Raw genomic sequence first — 22,554 nt, forward strand, 5'->3', positions numbered from 1 at the left:
TCGAGACTCAAACGACCGTTTGACTCTCCGGTAGCACTGTTATCCCGCGGTGCCAAGGAACGAGTGGGTGGCCCACCACCCGCACACCACCCTGCCTGCCCCTGCGGCCCCGCTGCCCTCCCGCCCCGTCTCTCATGGAGGAGTTCCGGGGACACGCTCTCCGTTTTCACTCGTGATCGCTCGCGGTCGTCTCGACGTCCACCTCCGGGTGGAACACGTCCTCGACCGGACACTCGAAGAACGCGGCGAGTTTGAACACGAGTTCGACGGAGGGGTCGTACCTGTTGCCCTCGACGGCATTTATGGTCTGGCGCGTGACGCCGACGTGTTCGGCCAGTTCGCGCTGGCTCAGTCCGTACCGTTCCCGGTACGCCTGCAGTGAGTTTTTCATGCTGATCGCTTCCGTCCCAGCGCGAACGCGAGCGCCCCGTAGGTGAGGTACAACACCGCGACGAACAGTGCGATAGCCACGCTCCAGAGTGGCCACTCGAAGATACCGAGCCCCCACGCGACCGTCAGCGCGGGGAACACGCCCGCGGAGGCCCAGCCGAAGATGGCGAGTGTCCAGTTCGCGGCGTCCCGGGAGATGGCCTCGTCCCGTTCGTCGAAGACGGGGACCTCGGCGGTCGCCTGGAGCCCCACTGCGCCCGCCAGCGCGACCGCGTAGACGCCGACGGCGACGAACGGCCGGTTCAGCACCGTAAACGCCGCGAGGCCGAGGCCGGAGACGGCCGCCAGGCCCGCGACCGCCGAGCGAATCCGACCGGCGCGCTCGAACACTCCCGTCACGTCTCGATCCCCCGGACCAGTCGTCGAAACCGGATCGGTACAGCGCCGAACGGGAGGTCAGCGCCGATCTGTGCGTTCGCGTCGCGGGTTCGCCGTGTTCGTTCCATGCGTGCCACCTCGTCAAACGCTCTTGTCGTAAAGAGCGTTTTACAGTAAAACACATTTGACGTAGTAAAATAAGTTTTACGCCCCGTGGGTTAGACGGGCCTGAACGGCAGTACAGTCGGTCTCTGGGTCGATTGCCGGCGTCGCGTTCGACGCCGCATCCGTAGGGCCGCGTTCCTGCCGCGCCGTCTCGCTTTTGCACTCGGGTGCCGACGCACTACCATGGCGACGATCACGGAGACGTACATCGAGAACAGGGAGCGGATCCAGCCCAACGACACCAACAACTACGGGGCCGCACACGGCGGCAACATCATGCGGTGGATGGACGAGGTCGGTGCGCTGAGCGCGATGCGACACGCCGGCGAGGCGTGTGTCACCGCCCACGTCAGCGATCTCAACTTCGAGCGCCCGGTGCCGCAGGGCGACACCTGCGTCGTCACCGCTTACGCCTACGCGACCGGGCGAACGAGCGTCCGCGTCCGGTTGCAGGCGTTCCACGAAGCGCCCCGAACCGGGGAGCGCGAGCAGACAACCGACTCCTACTTCGTCTTCGTCGCGGTCGACGAGGCGGGCGATCCGACGCCGGTCCCCGAACTCACCGCCGAGACCGAGCGCGGCGAACGCCTGCGGGAGACGGCTCTCGCCGACGAGTCCAGCGAGTAGGGAAGACCGGCGAGGTGCGGTTGCGGTTCCGGTGCTGTACGGTCACCACACCGCGTCGTACCGAGCGCGCGCCGGCGGCGCGCGCTCGGCCTTTTTCCCCAAGTTTTTGCGCAGGGGGGTGCGCCCCGCGCACCCCCCTGACGGAAAAAGTGGGCGGTTACTCGTCCATCAGGCCGCCTTCCTCGACGCGCATGACGCCCTCACCGTCGGGGAGGTTGGGGGCGTCGACGAGTTTGACGATCCGCTTGTCGCCCTTGGATTTCCGGAGGTAGATGCGGAACGTGGAGGTGTGGCCCAGGATGTTGCCCCCGATGGGCTGGGTAGGGTCGCCGAAGAACGAATCGGGGTTGGAGGCGACCTGGTTGGTGACGACGACGGCGGTGTTGTTGAGGTCGCCGACGCGCATCAGGTCGTGGAGGTGCTTGTTGAGCTTCTGCTGGCGCTCGGCGAGTTCGCCACGACCGACGTACTCGGCGCGGAAGTGCGCGGTCAGGGAGTCGACACAGAGCAGGCGGACGGGGAACTCGTCGTCCTGGCTCTCGCTGGCGATCTCCTTCGCTTTCTCCGCGAGCAGGATCTGGTGGTTTGAGTTGAACGCCTTCGCGACGTGGATGTTGTCGAGGAACCGCTCGACCAGTACCTCCAGGTCGTCCTCGTTATCGACACTGGCGTCTTCCATCCCGAACAGTTCCATCGTGTCCTGGAGTACGTCGTCGTCGTGTCCGCGGACCATCTGGTCGATCCGCTCGGGGCGGAAGGTGTCCTCGCTGTCGACGAAGATCGCACTGCCTTCGAGGCCGCCGTGTTCCTTGGGGAGCTGGACGTTGACCGCGAGCTGGTGGGTGACCTGGGACTTCCCGGCCCCGAACTCGCCGTACACCTCGGTGATCGACTGGGTCTCGACGCCGCCGCCGAGCAACTCGTCGACCTCCTCGACGCCCCAGGTGAGCTTCCCGATCTGTTCACGGCGTTCCAGAACTGCGGCACCGGACTCGAAGCCGCCGATGTCGGCGGCCTCGCGGGCGGCCTGGATGATGTCGGCGGCGCTCGATTCGCCGATGTCGGCGGTGTTGGACAGCTCCCCGGGGCTGGCGACCGCGATACCCTGATAGCCGTCGAATCCGTTCTCTTTCAGCTTCTCCGCTGTCGCCGGTCCCACACCCGGCAGCTCTTCGAGGTCTTCGTTCGTTGCCATACGCTGCCCTTCTGCCCCCTCCCACATAAACCCCCGTTAACACCGTGGTGAAAGTGAAACTGCCGGCCTGCGGCGGGTCGATCTCGACTCCTGTCCGAGGGCTTAACTATCAGATGCTGTGGGGGTAATTCGCATAGCAATTGCAATCTTTATATATGAGTGTCCGTTGATACTCTCCAACGGGGGATTCGGTGTGGAATTTACAGTATACACGATACCGCTGTGGATCGTCGCGGTCGTCGGGACCGGCCTGGCGGCGCTGACGGGGTACAATCACGAACAGAAGGGCGCGTACGAACTGTTTGCCGTGTTCATCGGGGCCGTGTTCTGGGCTGGCGGATACGCCATGGAGATGAGTTCCCAGCCCGGACAGACGGCGATTTTCTGGTACAAGATCCACTTCATCGGGAGCGCGATCGTGCCGACGGCGATCCTGCTTCTGGCGTTTCGGTTCACCGGCCGGGACGACCTGATCAACGCCCGGAACGTGGCCGCGCTGGCCGTGATCCCGGTCGTGACGACCGTGATGATCGTCGTGAGCCACGGGCTCTGGGTGGCAGGTCCCTTCCTGGCGAACAGCGAGAGCGCGATACTCCCGCTGACCTACCAGTTCGGGCCGTGGTTCCCGCTCTACGCGTACTACTCGCTGGGGATCGCGGTGGCCGCGATCGCGCTGTTCGGGCAGGCGGTGCTCGATCGCCTCGACGAAGGGGTCATAAACACGAGCACGGCGTTTCTGGTCGCCACGATTTTGCCGACGGTCGGCACCGGCATCTACGTGATCGGGGGCACGACGATCGACTACGGTCCCTTCGGCTTCCTGGTCTCGGGGGTCTGTATCATGGCCGCGATGTTTTACCTCTAATCCCAGGGGTGACCGCTGGCTGACTCGGGCCAGAGCGGATACCAGTAGCTTTCGTCGTCCTCCACGTCGAGTTCGCCGTCGAGGACGCTCGCGAGTTTGAACTCGGTCGTGTCGTCGCGCTCGTGCTCGCCCGCCGGCGCGAACGGGTAGTACGCGCCCCGTCGGAACGAGTACACCCAGTACAACGGGCGGTCGGCGGTGTCGCCGGCGAGCGCGGTCTCGGTCCGTTCGAAGGCGAAGAGTGCCGCGAGGAGTCGGGAGCCGTAGCCCCGTTCGACGAGGGTGTCGGCGGCGAAGTGGAGGCTCGTCAGGAGGTCTTCCACGTCGTCGTCTTCGAGGACGATCCAGTCGTAGCCGTGCCGATCCGCGCGGAACGCCGCGGCGGTGCCGGTCTCGGCCTCGCCGGCGTCGAGGATGGCCGCGACCTCGTCGACGGCGTCGGTGAAGTCCGCGCTGTCGACGCTGGAAAAACAGAGTGCAGCGACGCCCGCCGACTCGAACCCCAGATCGGCCGCCATCGTGACGTAGGCGGTGCTCATCCCGAACAGGTCTTCGGGGTCGGCCGGCCGGGTGGCGGCGGCTTCGGCCTCGGTCCCGAGGACCCGCCGGAGTCGGTCGAACAGTCCCATACCCACACCGTGGGAGCGGACGCTCTTGGCTCTGCTCACTGTCGTTTCGACTGTCGTTTCTCGACCCGGATTTAAGCCCCGTCAGTGCCGGAGTGTTGACACCATGGCTGTCCAGAGCGTGCCGGCAGTGACGGCGCTGTCCGTGTCCAGTGCCGTCGCGTTCGCGGCCGTCGCGGTCTGGGTCACTCGCCGTCGCCCGGGGGCCGGGGCACACTGGTTCGCGGCGACGCTCGGATTGCTGGCCGTCGGAGCGGTCGGGTCCGGCGTGGCCTACTATCTGGTGGGGACGGTCAGCCTGGCCACGGGCATCTACCCCCTGATCGTCGTCGTGATGCCGGTCGTGTGGGCCCGCTTTGCCTTCGAGTACTACGGCCTCTTCGAGTTCACCTCCCGGCGGCGGACGGTGGCGCTGATTTCGCCCGCCGTCGTCGCCGCGCTGGCCGGCACGTGGGTGGGGCTCGTCGAGGCTGGTTTCTTCCAGACCGTCTCGGAAACCTTCGCACTCAGTGTCTACAGCGGCTACGTCGCGATGCACTTCTACTCGGCGACCGTCCTGCTCGTCGCGGTCGGCCTGCTCGTCCGGACGGGGCTACGCCGGGATCACCTCGGGCCGTCGCTGGGGGCCGCGCTGGCGCTGATCGTCGTCGCGCCCTGGGTCGGGAACTTCATCCACGGCGCGCTCCGGGTCACCGACACCTCCGTGCCGGGCGTCGCCGACGAGATGGTCCGTGCCGGCGCGATCGCCATCGGTGCCGTCGCCGCCGTCGCCGCCGTTGCCCGGTACCGCCTGTTCGAGGGGTTGCCCGCGGCCGGGACCATCGGTCCCGAGACCGTCCTCGAAGAGATGGACGACCTCGTGATCGTCACCGACAGCACCGGGCGGGTCGTCCGGCTCAACGAACGGGCGCGCCAGACGTTCGCCGACGACGGCGAACCCGTCGGTCGGACCGCCGACGACGTGCTGGGGACCTCGGTCGACGCCCTGGCCGACCGGGACGGCGTGCGCCTCGACACCGCTACCGGTCCCCGCCAGTTCGACCCGTCGGTGTCCGAACTCACCAACGAGCAGGGCCACTGCATCGGACACACGCTCGTCCTCCGCGACGTGACCGAGCGGTACACCCGCCGCCAGCGGCTCTCGGTGCTCAACCGCGTCCTGCGGCACAACCTCCGCAACGAGACCGCGACCATCGTCACCCGCGCGGAGGTGATCGCCGAACGGGTCGACGACGACGTCGCCGAGATCGCCGACGAGGTCGTCGACACTGCACTGTCGATCGCCGAGACCGGCGACAAGGCCCGCCGGATCGAGCGGATGATGGCCGTCCCAGTGACCCCCGATCCCCGGACCGACGTGACCAGGATCGTACAGGATGCCGTCGACACGATCCGGGAGGAGACGGGCTGTGACATCTCCCGGTCGGCCCCCGACACCGTCGTCGCTCGGGCCGACCACCGTGTCCTCCACCCCGTCATCGAAGATCTCGTCGAAAACGCCGTCGAACATGGTTCGACGGGCCCTCGGTCGCAGGCTCCCGATGACGCCGTGGAGCACGACGAGTCGGCCGACCCGACCGTCGACGTGTCCGTCACCGTCGACCCCAAGGCCGATCTCCCGGTCGAGATCACCGTCACCGACGAGGGCCCCGGCATCCCCGAGTCCGAGCGCTCGCCGGTCGTCGCCGGCGACGAGGCCCCGCTCGAACACGGGAGCGGCCTGGGGCTCTGGGGCGTCAAGTGGGGTGTCACCCGAATGGGCGGCTCGCTCAGCTTCGAGGACAACGAACCCCACGGGACGATCGTTCGCGTCCGCATCCCGACGCCCGCCGATACGGACGACGCGGCGGCCGTCGACGAGGCGGCCGCGGCGACCGAAGTCCCGCCACGGACGCCGCCGGCAGTTCCGCCCGGTACCATCCGCGACCTGGACACCTCGACGGGCGGATCGCCGTAGCTCTTACTCGTCTTTCCGGTCGCCGGCCTTCCCGCGTTCCTGCAGTTCCCCTTTCGCTTTCCGACTTCGCGGCCAGAACGCGACGGCCAACAGCGCGATCGCGAGGGCGGCGACGCTCGCGACGACGAGTCGCCCCGGCAGGCCGAAGACGGCGGCGGACGCGAACGGATCGCCGCCCGGTGCGACGAGCAGTATCCGGACGACCCAGGCGGCGAGGACGACGAGGAAAAGCGGGAGGGAGACCCGCCGTAGCCGACGGGTATACGCCTCGGCGAACGCGATCTTGTGTGCGGGGTCGCGCAGGTCCTCCTCGACCAGTCGCACGCGAGACCGCCGGGCGTCGTCGGCCCGGTAGCGCCGCGTCTCGACGACGTGGAGCAGGCCCAACACGAGGATGCCCACGAGCAGGACGTGTGTGGCTGGTCGCCGCTGGAGAAGACGAGTGCCAGGATCGCGGCGAGCAGCGTGATCGCCCAGTTGGTCGTCCGGTCGATCCGATTCTGTTCGGTGTTCGTCCGATCCAACTCGCCGCGGTAGTAGTGACCCATCAGCGAGGTGGCCGTCTCGATGTCGTCGCTCACCCGCTCGCCCACGTCTGGCGGATCGGTGTCTGTCGCGTCGCACATACGGGCGTTTCGAACGCCGCCGCACTGCCGATTGTCGGCAGGTGCAACCGCGGGAAGCGCTACCGGGTAGCCGCCACGGTCACCGTCCCGCCAGTTCGCGTTCGAGCGCCTGGAGCCGCTCGATCCGGCGCTCGGTCGCGGGGTGGGTACGGGCGAACTTCCCGATGAACCCCCGCGTGATGGGGATCACGAAGAAGGCGTTCATCTCCGCCTGCTCGCGCAGATCCTCCGTGGGGGCGCGGTCCATCCGGCCGTCGATGGTCGAAAGCGCCGAGGCTAGCGCGGCGGGGTTGCCCGTGATGAGCGCGCCGCCGCGGTCGGCCGCGAACTCCCGATACCGCGAGAGGGCCCGGATCAACAGGAACGAGACGACCCAGACGACGAGCGAGATGGCGATGGCGACGACGACGCCCCCGCCGCGGCGGTTGCGACCCCCGAACAGCCATCCCCACCGGACGATCAGGAAGGCGATGGTCGACAGGAACGATGCGATGGTCATCACCGCCACGTCGCGGTTCTTGATGTGGGCGAGTTCGTGAGCCAACACGCCGTCGAGTTCGTCGGCCGAAAGCGTCGCCAGCAGGCCGGTGGTTACGCAGACGGTCGCGGTCTGCTGGGACCGCCCGGTCGCGAAGGCGTTGGGCACGTCCGAGTCGGCGACGGCAACCGTCGGCATCGGCAGGTCCGCCTGCTGGGAGAGTCGGCGAACCGACCGGTAGAGGTCGGGGTATTCGGACTCGCCGACTTCGCTCGCGCCCATGCTCTTCAGCGCCAGTTTGTCGCTGAAGAAAAACTGTGCGCCCATGAACGCGCCCATCACGAGCAAGATGGGGAGAATGCCCTGGAAGTACAGCGAGAGGACGCCGATGAACAGGACGTAGAGGCCGCCGAGCAACAGCATGGTCACCAGCATACGGCCCCGGAGCCCCCAGTCTGTCTGCCACTCCATGCGTCCCGTAGGGGCCGCGTCCAATTAAGGACCGCGTGGGCCGCGACAGCGTGGCGGGGCCTGCGACCGAGAGCGCGAGGCTTAACCGGCCGAATCGAGTACGAGGGGCCAATGAGCGAGTCACGCGAGTTCTGTCCGCGCTGCGGGGAGACTATCCCGGAGCGGCCGGAACCCAGGCCCGGCGAACCCAGAGATCCGGATCGCGTGCTCTGTAACGACTGTTACTTCGAGGAGTTCGACCTCGTTGACGCGCCGGATCGTATCGAGATCCGCGTCTGTGCCCAGTGTGGCGCGGTCCACCGCGGCAACCGCTGGGTCGACGTGGGAGCCGACGACTACGTCGACGTGGCCGTCGAGGAGGTCAGCGAGGCGCTGGCGGTCCACCTGGAGGCCGAGGCCGTCGACTGGGAGGTCGCCCCCGAACAGGTCGACGCGACGACGATCAAGATGCACTGCCGCTTTTCGGGTGTCGTCCGGGACACGCCCGTCGTCGAGGAGGTGCTCGTGCCCGTGAAGATCTCGCGGGAGACCTGCAAGCGCTGTGGCCGGATCGCCGGCGGGTCCTACGCCGCCATCGTACAGGTGCGGGCCGACGAGCGTGACCCCAGCGACGGCGAACTGGACGAAGCCGAGCGGATCGCCCGGGAGTACGTCGCCGGTCGCGAGGACGACGGCGACCGCGAAGCGTTCGTCACCGAAGCCAAACGGACCGAGGGCGGCCTGAATATGCGGCTCTCGACGACGAAACTCGGGAAGGCCGTCGCCGACCGGATCGTCCGCCAGCTGGGCGGCAGCTACACCTCGAACGAGACCCTCGTCACCGAGGACAGCGACGGCAACGAGGTCTACCGGGTGACCTACGCCATCCGCCTGCCCCGCTACCGCCCCGGCGAGATCATCGATCCCGAAGACGACGACGGGCCCGTCCTCGTTCGCAGCGTCAGGGGCAACCTCAAGGGACGGCGCGTCACGACCGGCGAGTCCTTCGAGGCCAGTTTCGAGGACGAGAACGCCCCGGACGCCCGGCGGCTGGGCACCCGCGAGGAGGCCGACGAGACGACCCTCGTCGCCGTCGAGGACGACCACGCCGTGCAAGTGCTGGACCCCGAGACCTACGAGGCCAAGACCGTCGCCCGGCCGGACTATCTCGACCCCGATGCGGACAGCGTGCCCGTGCTCAAGAGTCGCGCCGGTCTGCACGTGCTGCCCGAGGACGACGAGAACGACGGCGAGGACGACGAGGCATGACCGACGAGACCGACGACGCCGACCCCCTCGCTGCGGTCGTCGCCCGCGGTCGCACCGAGACGGCAGCCGACGCGCTCCGAGCGGAGGGCGTCTACGACGACGACCGCAGCGTCAGACCGTTCGGCGAGGACGCTGTCGCGCTCCCGGTGACGGCCCCGCCCGAGGAAACCGCGATCCGAGAGATCGTCCGGCAGGAAGCCGAGCCCCGCCTCCGGAATCTGGACGATCACCTCCGGGAACGGGGCTGGACCGAGGCCGAACGCGAGCGAGCGCCGGGGTCGTGGGCGGTCATCGGCACCGTCGTCCTCGTGGACATCGGCGACGCGCCCCGTCCCGACGAGGTGGGCGAGGCGTTGCTCGACCTCCACGCCAACGCCGACACTGTGCTGGCGCGCCACGGCATCGACGGCGAGCAACGGCGTCCCGACGTGGAGGTGATCGCGGGTGCGGGCGACACCGAGACGATTCATACTGAGCACGGGACCCGGTACGCGCTCGATCTGGCCGACGTGATGTTCTCGCCGGGGAACAAGGCCGAACGCAAACGGATGGGTGAGGCAGTCGAAGCCGATGACCGCGTCTTCGATATGTTCGCCGGCGTCGGCTACTTCACGCTCCCGATGGCCCGGGCCGGCGCGCGGGTCACGGCCGCCGAGATCAACCCCGCCTCCTTCCGCTATCTGCTGGAGAACGCCAAACTCAACGACGTTCACGAGCGGGTCGACCTCTACCGGGCGGACTGCCGGGACGTGGCCGATGGCGTCGAGGCCGACCGGGTAGTGATGGGCTACTACGAGGCCCACGAGTACCTCGACGCGGCCCTCGATGCCCTCGTTCCCGGTGGTATCGTCCATCTGCACGAGGCCACGCCCGAGACGCTGGTGTACGACCGCCCCGTCGAACGACTCACCGAGGCCGCCGCCGAGCGCGGCCGGGCGGTGGAGATTCTGGACCGTCGCAAGGTCAAAGGGTACAGCGAGGGGGTCGCCCACGTCGTCGTTGACGCGCGGGTCGCGTAATCTGGGAGTGCGAAAACCCTAATTCCCGTGGTACCGAAGGGCGGGTATGGACCGAAAACAGATCATTGCGATCATCTTCGTGATCCTGATGATCGGCTCACCGATCGCCTACGCGACGGTGTCGTTCTTCTAGCTGTCCCAGACGTCCGACAGGGGGTGGGAACCGTCGGAGTCACGGGTCGACGAGCGACGCGATCGTGAGCGCGACCGGGACCGACTCCGCCCGCTGGATTCGCCGACCGCCGCGCCCGAATCGAGCGCCGGCAGGTCGGGCGTCGACATCCGGTCGACCTGTTCGGCGAACCAGTCGGGCATATCGGTGCGAGCGCGCTCGAAGAGGTCGAGCAACGAGGAATCTCCCAGATACGTCGCCCCGTAGTCGTCCGGTGCCCGGACCACGCGGCCACAGGCCTGGATCACCGTCCGGAGCGCCGCCCGGTAGTACCAGCCCCACTGGCCGTCCTCCAGCCGCTGAGCGACCCGCGAGTCCCGCGTGTTGGGGTAGGGCGCTTTACAGAGCAACTGCCAGCGCGCCAGGTCGCCCTCCAGATCAAGCGCCTCCTCCATCTTCACGGACAGAAAGACCTCGTTGCCGTCGCTTCGCTTCCACGTCGAGAGGACGGCGTCGCGGTTCTCACGGTCGTGGACGCGGACGCGCTCGTCGACACCGTACTCGCTGAGCAGGTCGACCAGTCGCTCCTGAATCCCGTAGGAGTGGCAGTGGACGAGCCCCTTCTCGTCGGGATGGGCCTGCATGATCCGCACCAGCGTTTCGGCCATGCGGGGGAGGGTCCGGTCGCGCTCCTCGTAGGTCATCTTCCCCTGTGTCACGTCGTACAGCGGCCGGTTCTCGACGGGGAAGGTGTGGTCGACCTCCACGAGCGCCACCCGGGACGGGTCCAGTCCCGCGCCGGCACAGAACGCGTCCTTGCTGAGGATGGTCGCCGACAGCAGGGCGAACTTCTGGCCGCGGTCCCAGACGGTGTGTTTCAGATAGCGCTCGGGGTTCATCGGCTTGATCGTCACCGCCGTCCCCGCGCCGTCGGGCTGGTCGACGACCCACGTCGTCGCGCTGTCGGGGTCCCGGTAGTCCTCGAGGAACCACTGGAGTTCCGAGATCAACTCGGTCAGTCGGTCGCGTTCGGCCACCTCGTCGGGGTCGAGTTCGGCGTTGCCCCGCAACTCCTCCTGGCGGCGCGAGGCGATCCGCATCACTTTCTCGGCGTACCCCTCGGCGTCGTCGGGGCCGTCGATGTCGGGCGGTTGCACGTCACCCCAGACCGGGACGCGGCGGGGCGACAGATCGATGGTCGCGTACATCTCGGCCCACTCGGCGAGGCCGTGGGCCTCGTCGATGACGACCACGTCGCGCTGGCCGAACACGTCAGAGCCGGCGGTCTGCATGAAATAGGCCAGCGTCATCGCGGCGATGGGACGGTTGGCGGCGATCGATCGATCGGAAAAGTACGGACAGCGGTGTTTGACCTGGCAGTCGAACATCCGCTCGCGGTTGCAGGGGGCCTGATCGACGGGGGTATCGGTCTCGCCCGGCAGGATACAGGAGTAGTTGTTCTTCCCGCGGATGATCTCCAGGTCTTCCAGCAGGTCGTCGGATGCCACGTCGTCGAGCTGTGAGACCTGGGGTGTGGTGTAGTACGCGCCGATGGGCTCGTTGGCCTCGGCTTCCCCGGCGGTGCGGGCTGCCCCAGCGATGGATCGCGCGAGCAGGGACTTGCCGCTCCCGGTCGGGGCGCGCACCAGCACCACGTCGTTGCCGGCCTCGAACGCGGCGCGGATGTCCGCCAGCGCCTGCTCCTGGTTGCCGCGATAGGCGGGCGCGGGAAACTCCGTCTCGATCCGGGCGGGGTTCACGTCATCAGTTCCACGCGTCCGGGGCTAAAGTCGTTCGGCTCGCAGGACCCCCGGAGTTAAGTTACAGCTAATCGTCACGTTCGCGCATGGACGAGTCCCCGCGCCGTCGCGTCCTCCGGACGGGCGGCACCCTCCTCGCCGGCGGCCTGGCGGTAGGCCTCGGCGGTTGTCTGCAGAACGACGGCACCGGCACACCGACCGACGACGGCGACGACGGCGGCGACGGTGGCGACGACCTGCCCGCCTACACCGACTGGTTGCCCGCGCCCGCGGCGTTCGGACGCGATCACTACCAGTTCAGGGCAGCCACCGTCGCCACCCTCCGTGACCACCGATCCGCCGTCGAGGGAACTCGGTTCGAGAGCTTGCTCTCGGCCGCCGGGCAGTACTTGAGCATCGACGCGAGTGATGTCACGTCGATGATCGACGCCCAGCTCGCCTGGGTCGTACTCGGCGATTTCGGTGAGTACGCGTCCGCTCTCGAGTCGGAGGGTGCCGCGGTGACCGAGACGTACCACGGGTACGATATCTACGACGGCGCGGTCGCCGTCGGGGACGGCGCGATCGCCTTCCCGCGAAACCGAGAGGCTGGAGACCTCTCCGGGCTGAAGGCGGCGATCGACGCGAAACGCGGGACAGCCGACCGGTACGTCGAGGTCGACGACGACTGCCGGCGGCTCGTGGCGGCGCTCGGTGACGCGGCGCTCCTGTTCGGCCGGCCCCACCCCGGCACGTCCGGGATCGACGGCGTCGTCGCCTACGGCGGAGCCTGGACCGTCGAGGGCAAGCGGACGACGCTCGCCGCGCCGCTGGTCTTCGAGAACCGGGACGTGGTCGCCGTCGACGCGGTCGAGTCGGCGGTCGCCGACGCCGACTTCTTCGACCCCGCGTCGTCGACGAGCGTCACGCGCCGGGGGCGAAGCGTCGTCGTCACGGCCACGTTTCCGACGGACACCGTCGAGTACCTCTCGCCGCCGTACCTGTACGGTGGCCGACAGCAACAGCAGGTCCCGAAGGCCGCGTTCTCGTGGGACTACGAGCGCCGGGGCGACGACGCGGGCGTCCTCACGATCCAGCACGACGGGGGCGACTCGATCAAGGCGACCGAACTGTTCCTCCGCGGGAGCGGGATCGTGGCCGCCGACGAGATTCCCGACACCGAGCCCGCCGATCTGGACGTGAGCGAACCCGGCGCTCGGTGGCCGAACGACGCGGCATCGGGACAGGTCGGCGACGCGCCCGGGGTCGTCGGTGGCGACGAAGTGCGGATCGGCGTCGCCAGCGATTACAAGATTTCGGTCGTCTGGGAACCCGTCGACGGTGCCACGTCGGCGACGCTCGGTGATGGCGCGGGTCCGGACGCCTGAGAACGCACGAGCGATCCCCCGTCCGGTGGAACTAAGTATTTTCTCGTCGTCATGTCTGTTACTATGAACGATACCCCGCGCCGTCGCGTCCTCCGGACGGGCGGTACTCTCCTCGCCGGCGGCCTCACGGTGGGCCTCGGCGGCTGTCTGCAGAGCGACGGCACCGACACACCGACCGACGACGGTGACGACGGCGACGACGGTGGCGGTGGCGGTGACGCGTCGGTCCCGGCCTTCGCCGACTGGCTGCCCGCGCCGGCCGCGCTGGGCACCGACCACTACGAGTTCACCGCGGCCGATCCCGGCGCGATCTACGACCACGAGTCGGCAGTCCAGGGAAGCGCGTTCGGTGGCCTGACGCGAGCGACGGAACAACTGGACGGCATCACGCTGTCGGATCTCTCCGGCCTGTACCTGATCGACGGCGGGATGGTGTTGACCGGCGACATCGACGCCGACGCGTTCCGGTCGTTCCTCTCGGCGAACGGCTACACCGAGGGGCAGTCGTACCACGGCTACACGTTCTACACGGGCGGGCCGGGCGGGACCGCCGCCGTCTCGTCGGACACGGCGATCCGGGCCGGGACCCTCGGTGACGCCGCGGGGACGGTCGAAACTCTCATCGACGCCAAGCAGGGCGCGGCCGACCGCTACGCCGACGCGAACCCCGACTGCCGGACGCTGTTGTCCCGGCTCGGCTCGGGGGCGGTCGCCGGCGGGCGGACCCACGCGGCGGCCGCGTTCCTCGACGGTGTGGTCGCCGACGGCTTCCGCTGGCGGCTGGATGGAAGCACCGCTTCCTTCACGGGCACGTTCGTGTTCGAGAGCCAGTCGGCAGTCGACACTGCAGCGGTCGAGCGTCTCGTCGCCGACAACGCCGTGTTCGACCCGCTCTCCTCCCCGTCTGTCAGCGCGGCCGGCCGGACCGCCGTCGTCGAAGGGACGGCCGACACCAGCTCGGTCAGCCGGCTCGGGCCCCGGTACGGCTCCTCGGGCGATGGAACCGATCGCCCGCCACAGGTCGCGGTCTCCTTCGACTACGAGAGCCTGGGCGACGGCGTGGGCGTCATGACCGTCTCCCACGACGGCGGCGACTCCGTCAAGGCGAGCGAACTCGTCTTCCGCGGGAGCGGGATCGTCGATGCCGATTCGATCCCCGAGACGGCGGCCGGTGACCTGGACGTGACCGAGAGCGGCGGGCAGTGGCCCACGGCGAATGCCGATGGCGAAATAGGTGGTGACGCCGCCGTCGTCGCGGGCAACCAGGCTCGACTCGGCGTCACCAGCGACGCCGAGATCTCGCTGGTCTGGGAGTCCGAAGACAGCGACACGTCGGCGACGCTGGCGTCGTACCAGGGCCCGGACGCCTAGAGGGCCTCCACGTCTTCGGCCGTCGCGTCGCGATCGTCGGGCAACCGCTCGATACAGTCCGCACAGAGGAGCCACTCCGAGCCGTCGGCCAGTTCTAGCGCCAGTCCCGCGGCACGGTCGCCGCCGAACGACCAGATGTCGGCGATGCCGCCGGCGACCTCGACGCGCTCCCCACAGCCGTCACAGGGCTCGTGTGCCATACCGGCCGTTGGGTCGCCCGCGGTTTGGCGGTTCCGGCCTCGAACTCAGAGCAACCCTTCGTCGGGGAAGTCCAGTCCCAGATCGGTGTCAAGCACCCGCTCGACGGCGGCCGCGACCGCGGGCGCGAACTCGGTGTCGGGGTCGGCCGAGACCGGCAGGTCCGCGACCGTCCGCACGTCGCTCTCCGGAATCGTGGCGTCGGCGGGGTCGACGGCCCCGTCTGCTCGGGTCGCGATCACGGCGTCGCTCGTCGCGCCGAGGTCGCGGAGCCGGTCACGCATCGTCGGGACCCGGTCCAGCCCGCGTTCGGTGGCGGGGACGACGAGCGCCACGCGGTCGGCGCTGGTGACGGCCGCGACAGCCTGGTTGGCCGCCACCGGCGGCGTGTCCACGAGGACGTGATCGAACCGGGCGGCCGCCGAGTCGAGCAGACTCTCGAACCGCCGGGCCGCTTCGGGGGTTTTCGCTCGCGCCAGCCGTTCGAACGGGGCGCGAGCGGGGCAGGCGGCCAACCGGCCCGGTACGTCCACGGGGAGGTCGACGAGCCCGTCGCGTAACTCCCCCGAGCCAATACAGAGGGCGGTCAGGTCCGGGTCGATACGCCCGGGGACGTGTGCTGCAAGGCCCTGTGTGGCGAGAGCGGCGTCCAGCAGGGCCACGTCCCGGCCGGCGCGCGCGAGGGTCGCGCCGAACTCCACGGTCGTCCGCGTCGTGCCCGCGCCGCCGACCACGCCGGCCAGCGCGAGCGTCGATCCGCTGGTCACAGCCCGGTCTGGCCCCCTTTTCGGATAAAAACCTACGGGTGCGGGAGCGACCGTCTCAGTCGTGTGCGGCCGCGATGTCCGCGGCGATGTCGGCCAGTTCGTCGTCGGCCAGATCCGGTGCCGCACCGCCGACGGCGTGGATGGGACTGCCGCCGTCGTCGGCGAAGCGCGGGATCACGTGGCCGTGGACGTGAGGCACCTCCTGGCCGCTCTCTTCGCCGTTGTTGAACCCGACGTTGCTCGCCGGGGCGTCGACGGCGGCCTCGGCGGCCGGCACGAGGTCGTGGAGTGCGGCGTAGAGCGCGTCCGCGGTGTCCTCGGGCAGGTCGTTCAGTCGCTCGTGGTGGGCCTTCGGGATGACCAGTGTGTGACCCGGCGCGAGCGGATTCACGTCGAGGAAGGCGAACACGTGGTCGTCCTCGTAGACGGTGTGGCTCGGGATCTCCCCTGCGACGATCTGACAGAAGATACAGTCGTCTGGCATCGCCCGGGTGTTCGACCGCCGCCCTCAAAAAGCGTACGCGCTGGCGGGGGCGAGACGGTGGCTCACCCGAACAGCAGGGTAGCGTTGACTACCGACGCACCGAGCCACGGGAGCGCGAGTCCCAGGGGGACGACGGCGCGCTCGCGGTCGGGCATCGCGCGCCAGGCGGTCAGACCCAAACTGACCGCACCGACCTTCAGCGCGCCCAGCATCCCGATGCCGGCGTCGGCGACGGCCGCTCTGACCACCGGGTTGCCCTCGGTCAGTCCCCGGACGAGCCCCCGGTGTGTCAGCACGATGTCGGCCAGCAAGGTGACGGCGACCAGCGCCCACAGCCACCGCTCGCGGCGACTGGCCGCCAGCACGATCCGTTCGACGTAGCCACTGTGCGACCGCTGTCCGTCGGGTACCCCACCCGTGTCGTAGGCGTCTGTTGCCATGTCCGTCGACCCCACCACGTCGCCGGGCCCACCCCACCAGCGCGGACCGCGGCGTCGGGTGTCGTGTTCGTTCCTTGCCGAACTGGCGGAAATAAGCTTTCGATCCGCCACACGGGGTCGGAGGGCGTCGTTTCCGCTCCCAGTCGTGTTCACCGTGCCGGGGCAAACAGTTAATAGCAATTCGTCTGAAAACTGCATGAGAATGACTCGCATTGCTGGTCGTCCGACACGGACGGCCGCCCTCGGACTCGGACTGCTCTGGGTCGCAAGTGTCGCGTTCACGGCGCCCGCACTGGCACAGAGCGGGGGCGCAGGGTCGGGCGGCCCCGGCTTCTGGTACGCGACGAGCCTCATCGCACAGGTGATGCTCTCGATCGGTGCGGTCGGGTTCGTCGTCCAGGCCGCCCGGGCCTACGGCGGCGAAATCGGGAAAGCGCTCTACGTCGCTGGCGGCGGCGTCATCGTCTTCGCCGTCTGGCGACTGCTCGACGGCGCGGTCAAGATTCTGGACCTCCAGAGTCCCGGCGAGAGCATCGAGAGCACCGTGTATCTCGTGACGACGGCACTGTTGCTGGCCGGCTTCTATATGCTCTGGGAGACGATGAGCGAACACAGTCCGGCCTGAAATGACCAGCTACGAACGCCTCGCCGAGCGACTGATCGAGACCCAGCGGACCATGATCGGCAAGCGCGCCGTCGACATCGCCCGCTCGGTCGACGGACTCTCGATCACCGACGACGGCGCGGTCGAGGACGTGGCCGACGACGACCGCACAGTACTGGACGATCTGGTCCGATCATACGTCGACGTGATGGGTGACTCCGCCCGTACCAGACTCACCGACGTGGCCAGCGAGTACGAGGACCTCACCCTCCCGGCGACGCTGGGCGGACCACCAGCGGGGGAGACGGCGGATGGCGACCAGACGACCGGCGAGTCGGCGGACGCGGCCACCGCCGCCGAGGTCGACGACGCCGTCGCTGCCGCCGAGGACGACACGGCCGGAGGGGACGTAGTCACGGACATCTGGGGCGACGACGTGGCGACCGAAACCGAGGCGGACGCCGACCCCGCCGCCATCGACGTGGTCGATGGATCGCTTGCCACCATCTACGTCAACGTCACTGGCGACCGCGGGCAGGGTCCCGTCCCGGTCGGTCAGTTGATCGTCGACGCGGTCGTCGCCGAGACGGACCTCGATCCCGACGAGATGGATCGCCTGTCGAAGTACGTCTCCGCCGACGAGATCGTCGCGCTCGCCGAGGATCCCAACCGCTCATCGCTTTCCTTCTCGGTCGAGGGTCACGAGATCCGACTCGACGAGGACGGGACGGTGACCGTCGCGTAACCTCACAAGACGGGAGAAACACCTATCGGTCTCGATCCGGTAACGTGTCTCACATGAGGGATGCACTCATCGTCGACGCAGTACGAACGCCTTTCGGCAAGCAGAACGGCTCGTTCCGGGATACACACCCACAAGATCTGGCGGCGGAACCGCTGACGGCGCTGGCCGACCGCAACGACTTCGACGGTGAGGAGACCGTCGAGGACGTGATCTACGGCTGTGTCACGCCGGTCGACGAGCAGGGGCTCAACATCGCTCGCCTCGCGCCGATGGTCGCCGGCTGGGGCGATCGGGTGCCCGGCGTCCAGCTGAACCGGATGTGTGGCTCCGGCCAGCAGGCGGTCAACTTCGCCGCGACGAACGTCATGGCTGGGCAACACGACGTGCTGGTCGCGGGCGGCGTCGAACACATGACCCGCGTGCCGATGGGCTCGGACGGCAACAGCGTCACCGAGACCTACTTCGAGCACTTCGACGAGGTGACCACGCAGGGTGAAGGGGCCGAACGCATCGCCGAGGAGTACGGCTTCAGCCGGCAGGAACTCGACGAACTCGCCGCCGACTCCCAGCAACGCTGGGGCGAGGCCTGGGAGGCCGGCCACTACGACGACCAGATCACGCCCGTCGAGACGGAACTCGACGGCGAGCCCGTCACCGTCGAGCAGGACGAGCACCCCCGCCCCGAGACCGACGTGGAGACCCTCTCGGGACTGCCGCTGTCCTTCCGCCAGGAGGGCAACGGCGTCCACCACGCCGGCAACTCCTCGGGCATCGTCGACGGCTCGGCGGGGCTGCTGGTCGCCAGCGAGGACGCCGTCGAGGAACACGGCTGGGATCCGATGGCGCGCATCGTGGCCACCGAGGTCGTCGGCGTCGACCCGATCACCATGCTGAAAGGCCCGATCCCGGCGACCGAGGGCGTGCTGGAGAAGGCGGACATGGACATTGAGGACATCGATCTCTTCGAGGTCAACGAGGCCTTCGCCGCCGTCGTCGCCGCCTGGCTCGAAGAGACCGGCGCGTCCTGGGAGGACACCAACGTCAACGGCGGAGCCATCGCCCACGGCCACCCGCTCGGTGGCACCGGCGGCGCACTGTTGACGAAACTCGCCCACGAACTCCAGCGGACCGGACAGGACTACGCGCTGTCGACGATGTGCATCGGGTTCGGACAGGGCGTCGCGACCATAATCGAGCGGGTCTAAGACTCCCACTTTTTCCGTCAGGGGAGTCGCCAGCGGCGACCCCCTACGCAAAAACTCGGTTCCCGTGAGCCGAAGGCGAACAGGAGTCCACGAAAACCGGAGGTTTTCGGTATGCCACGAGAGCATCGCTCTCGTGAGCACTTGGAAGGCTCGCTCTGCGAGTCTTCCGGTTGGAAAACGCCGAGCGCGCGCCGATGGGGCGCGCGCGGTACAATACTTACCCGCCAGCCGTCTCGAACCGCTAAGGGGCGCTGTTCCCTTTCTCGGTCAGCAGAGTTCGTCCGTCTCAGTCGTTCGTCGGTGTCGCGTCCGTCCCGACCAGTCGAAGGACGGTCGACCCGACGAGGGCGACGGCGAGGCCGGTGACCGCCACGAGCGCCAGCAGTTCCGGCTCGCCCGCGGCTATCGCCCACAGCGACGCCGTGCCCACCAGCAAGGCGAGGGCGAACGCGGCGTCGGTGATCGTGAACTGCACTCGCCGACGGACCGAGGCCGTATCGAGGACCATACCCGACTCGTCGGGCCGCCAGCACAAATATCTTCTCCTGTATTGTCCAGAACGAGTAACTGCTTTCGCGTCCGTTACCCGCCGCTCGCGTTCAACACGTCGGTCTCGATGGTCGACTCCTGACCGAGCGAGTCCAGCGCGACGCGGTCACGCTGGCCGAGAACGGACACGGTGGCGGTCACGTCCACGTCGAAGGTGGACTGTTCGCCGTTGCGGACGTGGCGCACCCACCAGCGATCCATCTCGGCGTTGTCGAGCACTAGTCGGGCCTCGACGCGATCGCTCGACTGGGGGTCGATCACCTGTCCGACCTGCGTGCTCCGGTCGGCCAGCGTCACGCCGTTGGTCGTCACGGTGTAGTCGATCGACTCGACCGTGACTGGGGCCGTGAGTTCGTTCCGGACCGCCGTCCGCGTCTGGATGGGTGCCGTGTCGGCGGTGGCCTGGTCCCACTCGGAACTGACGCCGGTGACGACCAGCGCGGTCCGGCCCTGCACGTCGACTGCCTCGTCGCGGTCGCCGTTCATGCCGGCGAGCAGGTCGGTCCTGAACGTACTTCTTCGGATCCCCAGGTCGGCGTCGAACTTCGTCGCGCCAACGTCGGCGGTCGCGGTGGGCGTGGTCACCACCTGCGAGCGCTCGCCGTCGTTGAGGTGGCGGGCCCACCACTCGGGCACCTCGCCGTTGTCCTTCAGGCTGGTCAGCGAAAGCGTGTCCGTGCCGGGGGAAACGGTGTCGAGTGCGGTCGAGCCTTCGGCGACCCGGAGGCCGTTGATCGTCGTCGTCTGGGTCACGTCGAGGCGCAGCAGCGCCGCCAGCCCCGGATCGTCGGGCGTGTCGAGACTGGCGTCGGTCTCGATCTCGGTGGTGGCGTCGGTGACCGCGCCCCACTGCTGGTCGGTGTCGGTGACCGACGGCGGTTCGAAATCACCGTCCTGCTGGGGGGTATCGACCGGTTCGACGCTCGTCTTCCCGCTGCCGAGCATATCGGTCTCCAGGCGCAGGGTGCGGTCGAACACGCGCATGGGGACGCGCTGGCGCTTCCCGTCCCGGACGACGTAGCCGTACATCCGAACCGAGAGGTCGCTCACCTCGTCGTCGGTGACGTGTTCGCGCCACCAGTCGGCCATCTTCGGCGAATCCAGGGCGACGGTCACGTCGATGGCCCCCGATTCCCCGGGCGCGACGTTCAGCCCCGCCTCGCGCTGGCCGCGGCCGAGTTCGACGCCGTTCATCTCGACGACGTACGCCACGCCGTCGAGAGTCACCGCGTAGTCGTGGACGTTCTCCACGTCGGCTGAAAACGACAGCGGCGTCGTCTCCGCGGTCGCCTCGCCCCAGGTGGCGCGCTGGTTCCGGAGGTTCAGGAGCGGATCGCCCTGGAAGTCGACCTGCTGGGTCCCCTCGGTCGTGAACCCGCCGAGGATGTCCGTCTCGACGGTCGAGGATTTCGCGGGAATCTCACGGGCGAAGCCGGGGGCGTTCACCGTCGCGTCGACGGTGAGTTCCGACTGTTCGCCCCCGTTGACGTGGGTCACCCACCAGTCGGCGATCTTGCTGTTTCGCATCTCTGCAGTGAGACTGATCGTGTTCCGCCCGGGGCCGAACCCGACGCCCGAACGCTCGCCGCGGGCCAGGGTCACGTCGTTCAGCCGTGCCGTGTACGCGACGCTGACCACGCCCGGCACCCCGACGGGATTGGGGTTGTCCACCGTGACCGTCGTCTCGATCTCGGTGGTCTCGTCGGTGACCGCGCCCCACCCGTAGCTGGTCGATTCGACCGTCGGTGCGGCGAAGGCACCGGTCGCCGCCAGCGCGCCGACCACGACGACACCGAGGACGAACACGGCCGCGACGACGCCGCCGACCTTCAGTGCGACTGCACGTGACACCATTTCGAGAAACTATGGACAACGCAGGGATAGTTTCGTCGGCCGAATCGACCGTCGATGCCGGTCGTGACGGCGGACGTTCACCCGAGCGATACGTCCAGGTACAGCATGACGATGACGCCGAGCATGGTACCGAGGGTGGCGACGCGTTCGTTGCCCCGGACGTGGGTCTCGGGGACGATCTCGTCGGAGATGACGAAGAGCATCGCGCCGGCGGCAAAGCCCATCGCGTAGGGGAGCAGGGGTTCGACGACCGTCACCGCGAGGACGCCCAGCAAGACGAGCGGGAGTTCGACGATGCCCGACCGGAGGCCGGCGACGACTGCGTAGAAGCGCCGATCGAGGCCGGCGTTGATCGCCGCGACCGACACCGCCAGCCCCTCGGGGACGTTCTGGATGCCGATGGCGAGCATCAGCGAGATGGCCTGGCCTAGCGCCGCCTCCGCCGCCGCGGGGTCGGTGGTCTGTGCGACCGCGCCGAAGCCGACCCCCACGGCCAGTCCCTCGGGCATATTGTGGAGCGTGATCGCGAGGATGAACAGGACGACGGGGGCCAGGCGCTCGCTGTCGACGCCGGGGACGGACTCGCCGGGATCGGCGGCGTCGGTCCGGCGCTCGCCCGTCAGCAGGTAGTGTGCGTGGGGCACCAGCCTGTCGGCCTGGTCGAGAAAGAGGACACCTAGCGCGAGGCCGACGAGGACGGGGATCGGGTCGCCGCCAGCGTACTCCTCGATGCCGGGGACGATGAGGCTCGTGAACGCGGCCGCGAGCATCACGCCGGCGGCAAAGCCCAGCGCGCCGTCGAGGCCCCGCTCGCTCGGGTTCCGCCAGACGAAGACGAGCGAGGCTCCGAGCAGGTTGAGACCGGCGATGACCAGTCCCCCAACCAGTCCCATCACGACCGGGTTCGTCCCGACGACGCTCCGGAACGCTTCGATGACTACGCTCATGATCACCATGTCGACAAGCACGACTAAAACAGTTCCTCGACCGCACCCTCGATGCAAGCTCGCCGTCGATATGAACGTATTAGTGTTGCCAAACCACTAGAATCGA

General features: G+C 68.3%; 25 protein-coding genes and 1 pseudogene. 11 read left to right on the forward strand and 15 right to left on the reverse strand.

The window, feature by feature from the left end:
- Positions 1-166: 166 nt before the first annotated feature.
- Positions 167-391: a helix-turn-helix transcriptional regulator gene (locus BMX17_RS04625; protein WP_092658146.1), complete on the reverse strand. Its 225-nt coding sequence runs from the start codon at positions 389-391 to the stop codon at positions 167-169.
- Positions 388-789 carry a DUF2178 domain-containing protein gene (locus BMX17_RS04630; protein ID WP_092658148.1) on the reverse strand — a complete coding sequence of 134 codons (402 nt, stop codon included), beginning with the start codon at positions 787-789 and terminating at the stop codon, positions 388-390. The genes BMX17_RS04625 and BMX17_RS04630 overlap by 4 nt, the downstream gene beginning before the upstream one ends.
- 327 nt (positions 790-1,116) lie before the next feature.
- Between BMX17_RS04630 and BMX17_RS04635 the strand changes: the two genes are divergently transcribed.
- A complete protein-coding gene (locus tag BMX17_RS04635) occupies positions 1,117-1,560 on the forward strand; it encodes an acyl-CoA thioesterase (protein WP_092658150.1) in 444 nt (147 codons plus the stop codon).
- 157 nt (positions 1,561-1,717) lie between these two features.
- Here the strand turns inward: BMX17_RS04635 and radA are convergent, their stop codons facing one another.
- Entirely contained in the window at positions 1,718-2,755 is a 1,038-nt protein-coding gene (gene radA, locus BMX17_RS04640) for a DNA repair and recombination protein RadA (protein ID WP_092658152.1), read from the reverse strand.
- 193 nt (positions 2,756-2,948) lie between these two features.
- On the opposite strand from radA, the gene BMX17_RS04645 reads away from it, so the two are divergent.
- Positions 2,949-3,620, forward strand: a complete 672-nt coding sequence (locus tag BMX17_RS04645) for a histidine kinase N-terminal 7TM domain-containing protein (RefSeq protein ID WP_170845325.1) — start codon at positions 2,949-2,951, stop codon at positions 3,618-3,620.
- Here BMX17_RS04645 and pspAB read toward each other — a convergent pair.
- Complete coding sequence (gene pspAB, locus BMX17_RS04650; RefSeq protein WP_092658156.1) at positions 3,617-4,249, reverse strand: PspA-associated protein PspAB; 633 nt, start codon at positions 4,247-4,249, stop codon at positions 3,617-3,619. The genes BMX17_RS04645 and pspAB overlap by 4 nt on opposite strands.
- A gap of 103 nt (positions 4,250-4,352) precedes the next feature.
- Here pspAB and BMX17_RS04655 point away from each other — a divergent pair, with 103 nt between their 5' ends.
- Positions 4,353-6,203, forward strand: coding sequence for an ATP-binding protein (locus BMX17_RS04655; protein WP_092658158.1), 1,851 nt, complete (start codon positions 4,353-4,355; stop codon positions 6,201-6,203).
- 3 nt (positions 6,204-6,206) lie between these two features.
- On the opposite strand, the gene BMX17_RS25895 is transcribed toward BMX17_RS04655, so the two are convergent.
- Positions 6,207-6,593, reverse strand: coding sequence for a DUF2270 domain-containing protein (locus BMX17_RS25895; RefSeq protein ID WP_170845326.1), 387 nt, complete (start codon positions 6,591-6,593; stop codon positions 6,207-6,209).
- On the opposite strand from BMX17_RS25895, the gene BMX17_RS25900 reads away from it, so the two are divergent.
- Complete coding sequence (locus BMX17_RS25900) at positions 6,576-6,740, forward strand: hypothetical protein (RefSeq protein ID WP_170845327.1); 165 nt, start codon at positions 6,576-6,578, stop codon at positions 6,738-6,740. The genes BMX17_RS25895 and BMX17_RS25900 overlap by 18 nt on opposite strands.
- Here BMX17_RS25900 and BMX17_RS27485 read toward each other — a convergent pair.
- Both BMX17_RS27485 and htpX read right to left on the reverse strand, forming a co-directional pair.
- Positions 6,674-6,829 (reverse strand): annotated as a pseudogene (locus BMX17_RS27485) (DUF2270 domain-containing protein); the annotation flags it as partial. The gene BMX17_RS25900 and the pseudogene BMX17_RS27485 sit on opposite strands and share 67 nt — an antisense overlap.
- Before the next feature lie 79 nt (positions 6,830-6,908).
- Entirely contained in the window at positions 6,909-7,778 is an 870-nt protein-coding gene (htpX, locus tag BMX17_RS04665; protein WP_092658162.1) for a zinc metalloprotease HtpX, read from the reverse strand.
- A gap of 111 nt (positions 7,779-7,889) precedes the next feature.
- Here htpX and BMX17_RS04670 point away from each other — a divergent pair, with 111 nt between their 5' ends.
- Together BMX17_RS04670 and BMX17_RS04675 are read left to right on the forward strand one after the other, a co-directional pair.
- The gene (locus tag BMX17_RS04670; protein WP_092658164.1) at positions 7,890-9,026 is read left to right on the forward strand and encodes a 60S ribosomal export protein NMD3; all 1,137 of its coding nucleotides are present in this window, start codon (positions 7,890-7,892) and stop codon (positions 9,024-9,026) included.
- Positions 9,023-10,045, forward strand: a complete 1,023-nt coding sequence (locus BMX17_RS04675) for a class I SAM-dependent methyltransferase (protein ID WP_092658166.1) — start codon at positions 9,023-9,025, stop codon at positions 10,043-10,045. Before BMX17_RS04670 ends, BMX17_RS04675 begins: the two co-directional genes overlap by 4 nt.
- A gap of 129 nt (positions 10,046-10,174) precedes the next feature.
- On the opposite strand, the gene BMX17_RS04680 is transcribed toward BMX17_RS04675, so the two are convergent.
- Positions 10,175-11,917: an ATP-dependent DNA helicase gene (locus tag BMX17_RS04680; protein ID WP_092658169.1), complete on the reverse strand. Its 1,743-nt coding sequence runs from the start codon at positions 11,915-11,917 to the stop codon at positions 10,175-10,177.
- Between the two features lie 86 nt (positions 11,918-12,003).
- Here BMX17_RS04680 and BMX17_RS04685 point away from each other — a divergent pair, with 86 nt between their 5' ends.
- Positions 12,004-13,284, forward strand: coding sequence for a hypothetical protein (locus BMX17_RS04685; protein ID WP_092658171.1), 1,281 nt, complete (start codon positions 12,004-12,006; stop codon positions 13,282-13,284).
- Between the two features lie 63 nt (positions 13,285-13,347).
- Positions 13,348-14,655, forward strand: a complete 1,308-nt coding sequence (locus BMX17_RS04690; protein WP_092658173.1) for a hypothetical protein — start codon at positions 13,348-13,350, stop codon at positions 14,653-14,655.
- Here BMX17_RS04690 and BMX17_RS04695 read toward each other — a convergent pair.
- The 4 genes from BMX17_RS04695 to BMX17_RS04710 all read right to left on the reverse strand — a co-directional run bounded on the left by BMX17_RS04695 (position 14,652) and on the right by BMX17_RS04710 (position 16,544).
- Positions 14,652-14,855 (reverse strand): DUF7561 family protein, encoded by a 204-nt coding sequence (locus BMX17_RS04695; protein ID WP_092658175.1) that lies wholly within the window; start codon positions 14,853-14,855, stop codon positions 14,652-14,654. The two genes, BMX17_RS04690 and BMX17_RS04695, sit on opposite strands and share 4 nt — an antisense overlap.
- A gap of 45 nt (positions 14,856-14,900) precedes the next feature.
- Positions 14,901-15,620 (reverse strand): AAA family ATPase, encoded by a 720-nt coding sequence (locus tag BMX17_RS04700; protein WP_092658177.1) that lies wholly within the window; start codon positions 15,618-15,620, stop codon positions 14,901-14,903.
- Positions 15,621-15,675: 55 nt separating this feature from the next.
- Positions 15,676-16,104 (reverse strand): HIT family protein, encoded by a 429-nt coding sequence (locus tag BMX17_RS04705; protein ID WP_092658179.1) that lies wholly within the window; start codon positions 16,102-16,104, stop codon positions 15,676-15,678.
- 62 nt (positions 16,105-16,166) lie between these two features.
- Entirely contained in the window at positions 16,167-16,544 is a 378-nt protein-coding gene (locus BMX17_RS04710) for a DUF5658 family protein (protein ID WP_211611287.1), read from the reverse strand.
- Between the two features lie 202 nt (positions 16,545-16,746).
- Here BMX17_RS04710 and BMX17_RS04715 point away from each other — a divergent pair, with 202 nt between their 5' ends.
- The 3 genes from BMX17_RS04715 to BMX17_RS04725 are packed head-to-tail and all read left to right on the forward strand — an operon-like array spanning position 16,747 to position 19,098.
- Positions 16,747-17,169, forward strand: a complete 423-nt coding sequence (locus BMX17_RS04715) for a hypothetical protein (protein WP_092658181.1) — start codon at positions 16,747-16,749, stop codon at positions 17,167-17,169.
- 1 nt (position 17,170) lies between these two features.
- Positions 17,171-17,893: a HalOD1 output domain-containing protein gene (locus BMX17_RS25905; RefSeq protein WP_092658183.1), complete on the forward strand. Its 723-nt coding sequence runs from the start codon at positions 17,171-17,173 to the stop codon at positions 17,891-17,893.
- Positions 17,894-17,946: 53 nt separating this feature from the next.
- Positions 17,947-19,098, forward strand: a complete 1,152-nt coding sequence (locus tag BMX17_RS04725; protein ID WP_092658185.1) for a thiolase family protein — start codon at positions 17,947-17,949, stop codon at positions 19,096-19,098.
- Positions 19,099-19,384: 286 nt separating this feature from the next.
- Here the strand turns inward: BMX17_RS04725 and BMX17_RS04730 are convergent, their stop codons facing one another.
- The 3 genes from BMX17_RS04730 to BMX17_RS04740 form a co-directional block, all read right to left on the reverse strand.
- Complete coding sequence (locus BMX17_RS04730; RefSeq protein WP_092658187.1) at positions 19,385-19,606, reverse strand: hypothetical protein; 222 nt, start codon at positions 19,604-19,606, stop codon at positions 19,385-19,387.
- 74 nt (positions 19,607-19,680) lie between these two features.
- Entirely contained in the window at positions 19,681-21,501 is a 1,821-nt protein-coding gene (locus BMX17_RS04735; protein WP_092658189.1) for an LEA/WHy family protein, read from the reverse strand.
- Positions 21,502-21,578: 77 nt separating this feature from the next.
- Entirely contained in the window at positions 21,579-22,448 is an 870-nt protein-coding gene (locus BMX17_RS04740; protein WP_092658467.1) for a ZIP family metal transporter, read from the reverse strand.
- Between the last annotated feature and the right edge of the window lie 106 nt (positions 22,449-22,554).

Source organism: Halorientalis persicus, assembly GCF_900110215.1.
GTDB classification, from domain to species: domain Archaea; phylum Halobacteriota; class Halobacteria; order Halobacteriales; family Haloarculaceae; genus Halorientalis; species Halorientalis persica.

Excerpts from the sequence above, each read along its gene's own strand:
- BMX17_RS04625 (WP_092658146.1), bottom strand. The coding sequence starts at position 391 with ATGAAAAACTCACTGCAGGCGTACCGGGAACGGTACGGACTGAGCCAG.
- BMX17_RS04635 (WP_092658150.1), top strand. The coding sequence starts at position 1,117 with ATGGCGACGATCACGGAGACGTACATCGAGAACAGGGAGCGGATCCAG.
- radA (WP_092658152.1), bottom strand. The coding sequence starts at position 2,755 with ATGGCAACGAACGAAGACCTCGAAGAGCTGCCGGGTGTGGGACCGGCG.
- pspAB (WP_092658156.1), bottom strand. The coding sequence starts at position 4,249 with ATGGGACTGTTCGACCGACTCCGGCGGGTCCTCGGGACCGAGGCCGAA.
- BMX17_RS04655 (WP_092658158.1), top strand. The coding sequence starts at position 4,353 with ATGGCTGTCCAGAGCGTGCCGGCAGTGACGGCGCTGTCCGTGTCCAGT.
- htpX (WP_092658162.1), bottom strand. The coding sequence starts at position 7,778 with ATGGAGTGGCAGACAGACTGGGGGCTCCGGGGCCGTATGCTGGTGACC.
- BMX17_RS04670 (WP_092658164.1), top strand. The coding sequence starts at position 7,890 with ATGAGCGAGTCACGCGAGTTCTGTCCGCGCTGCGGGGAGACTATCCCG.
- BMX17_RS04675 (WP_092658166.1), top strand. The coding sequence starts at position 9,023 with ATGACCGACGAGACCGACGACGCCGACCCCCTCGCTGCGGTCGTCGCC.
- BMX17_RS04685 (WP_092658171.1), top strand. The coding sequence starts at position 12,004 with ATGGACGAGTCCCCGCGCCGTCGCGTCCTCCGGACGGGCGGCACCCTC.
- BMX17_RS04690 (WP_092658173.1), top strand. The coding sequence starts at position 13,348 with ATGAACGATACCCCGCGCCGTCGCGTCCTCCGGACGGGCGGTACTCTC.
- BMX17_RS04695 (WP_092658175.1), bottom strand. The coding sequence starts at position 14,855 with ATGGCACACGAGCCCTGTGACGGCTGTGGGGAGCGCGTCGAGGTCGCC.
- BMX17_RS04705 (WP_092658179.1), bottom strand. The coding sequence starts at position 16,104 with ATGCCAGACGACTGTATCTTCTGTCAGATCGTCGCAGGGGAGATCCCG.
- BMX17_RS04710 (WP_211611287.1), bottom strand. The coding sequence starts at position 16,544 with ATGGCAACAGACGCCTACGACACGGGTGGGGTACCCGACGGACAGCGG.
- BMX17_RS04715 (WP_092658181.1), top strand. The coding sequence starts at position 16,747 with ATGACTCGCATTGCTGGTCGTCCGACACGGACGGCCGCCCTCGGACTC.
- BMX17_RS25905 (WP_092658183.1), top strand. The coding sequence starts at position 17,171 with ATGACCAGCTACGAACGCCTCGCCGAGCGACTGATCGAGACCCAGCGG.
- BMX17_RS04725 (WP_092658185.1), top strand. The coding sequence starts at position 17,947 with ATGAGGGATGCACTCATCGTCGACGCAGTACGAACGCCTTTCGGCAAG.
- BMX17_RS04730 (WP_092658187.1), bottom strand. The coding sequence starts at position 19,606 with ATGGTCCTCGATACGGCCTCGGTCCGTCGGCGAGTGCAGTTCACGATC.
- BMX17_RS04735 (WP_092658189.1), bottom strand. The coding sequence starts at position 21,501 with ATGGTGTCACGTGCAGTCGCACTGAAGGTCGGCGGCGTCGTCGCGGCC.
- BMX17_RS04740 (WP_092658467.1), bottom strand. The coding sequence starts at position 22,448 with ATGAGCGTAGTCATCGAAGCGTTCCGGAGCGTCGTCGGGACGAACCCG.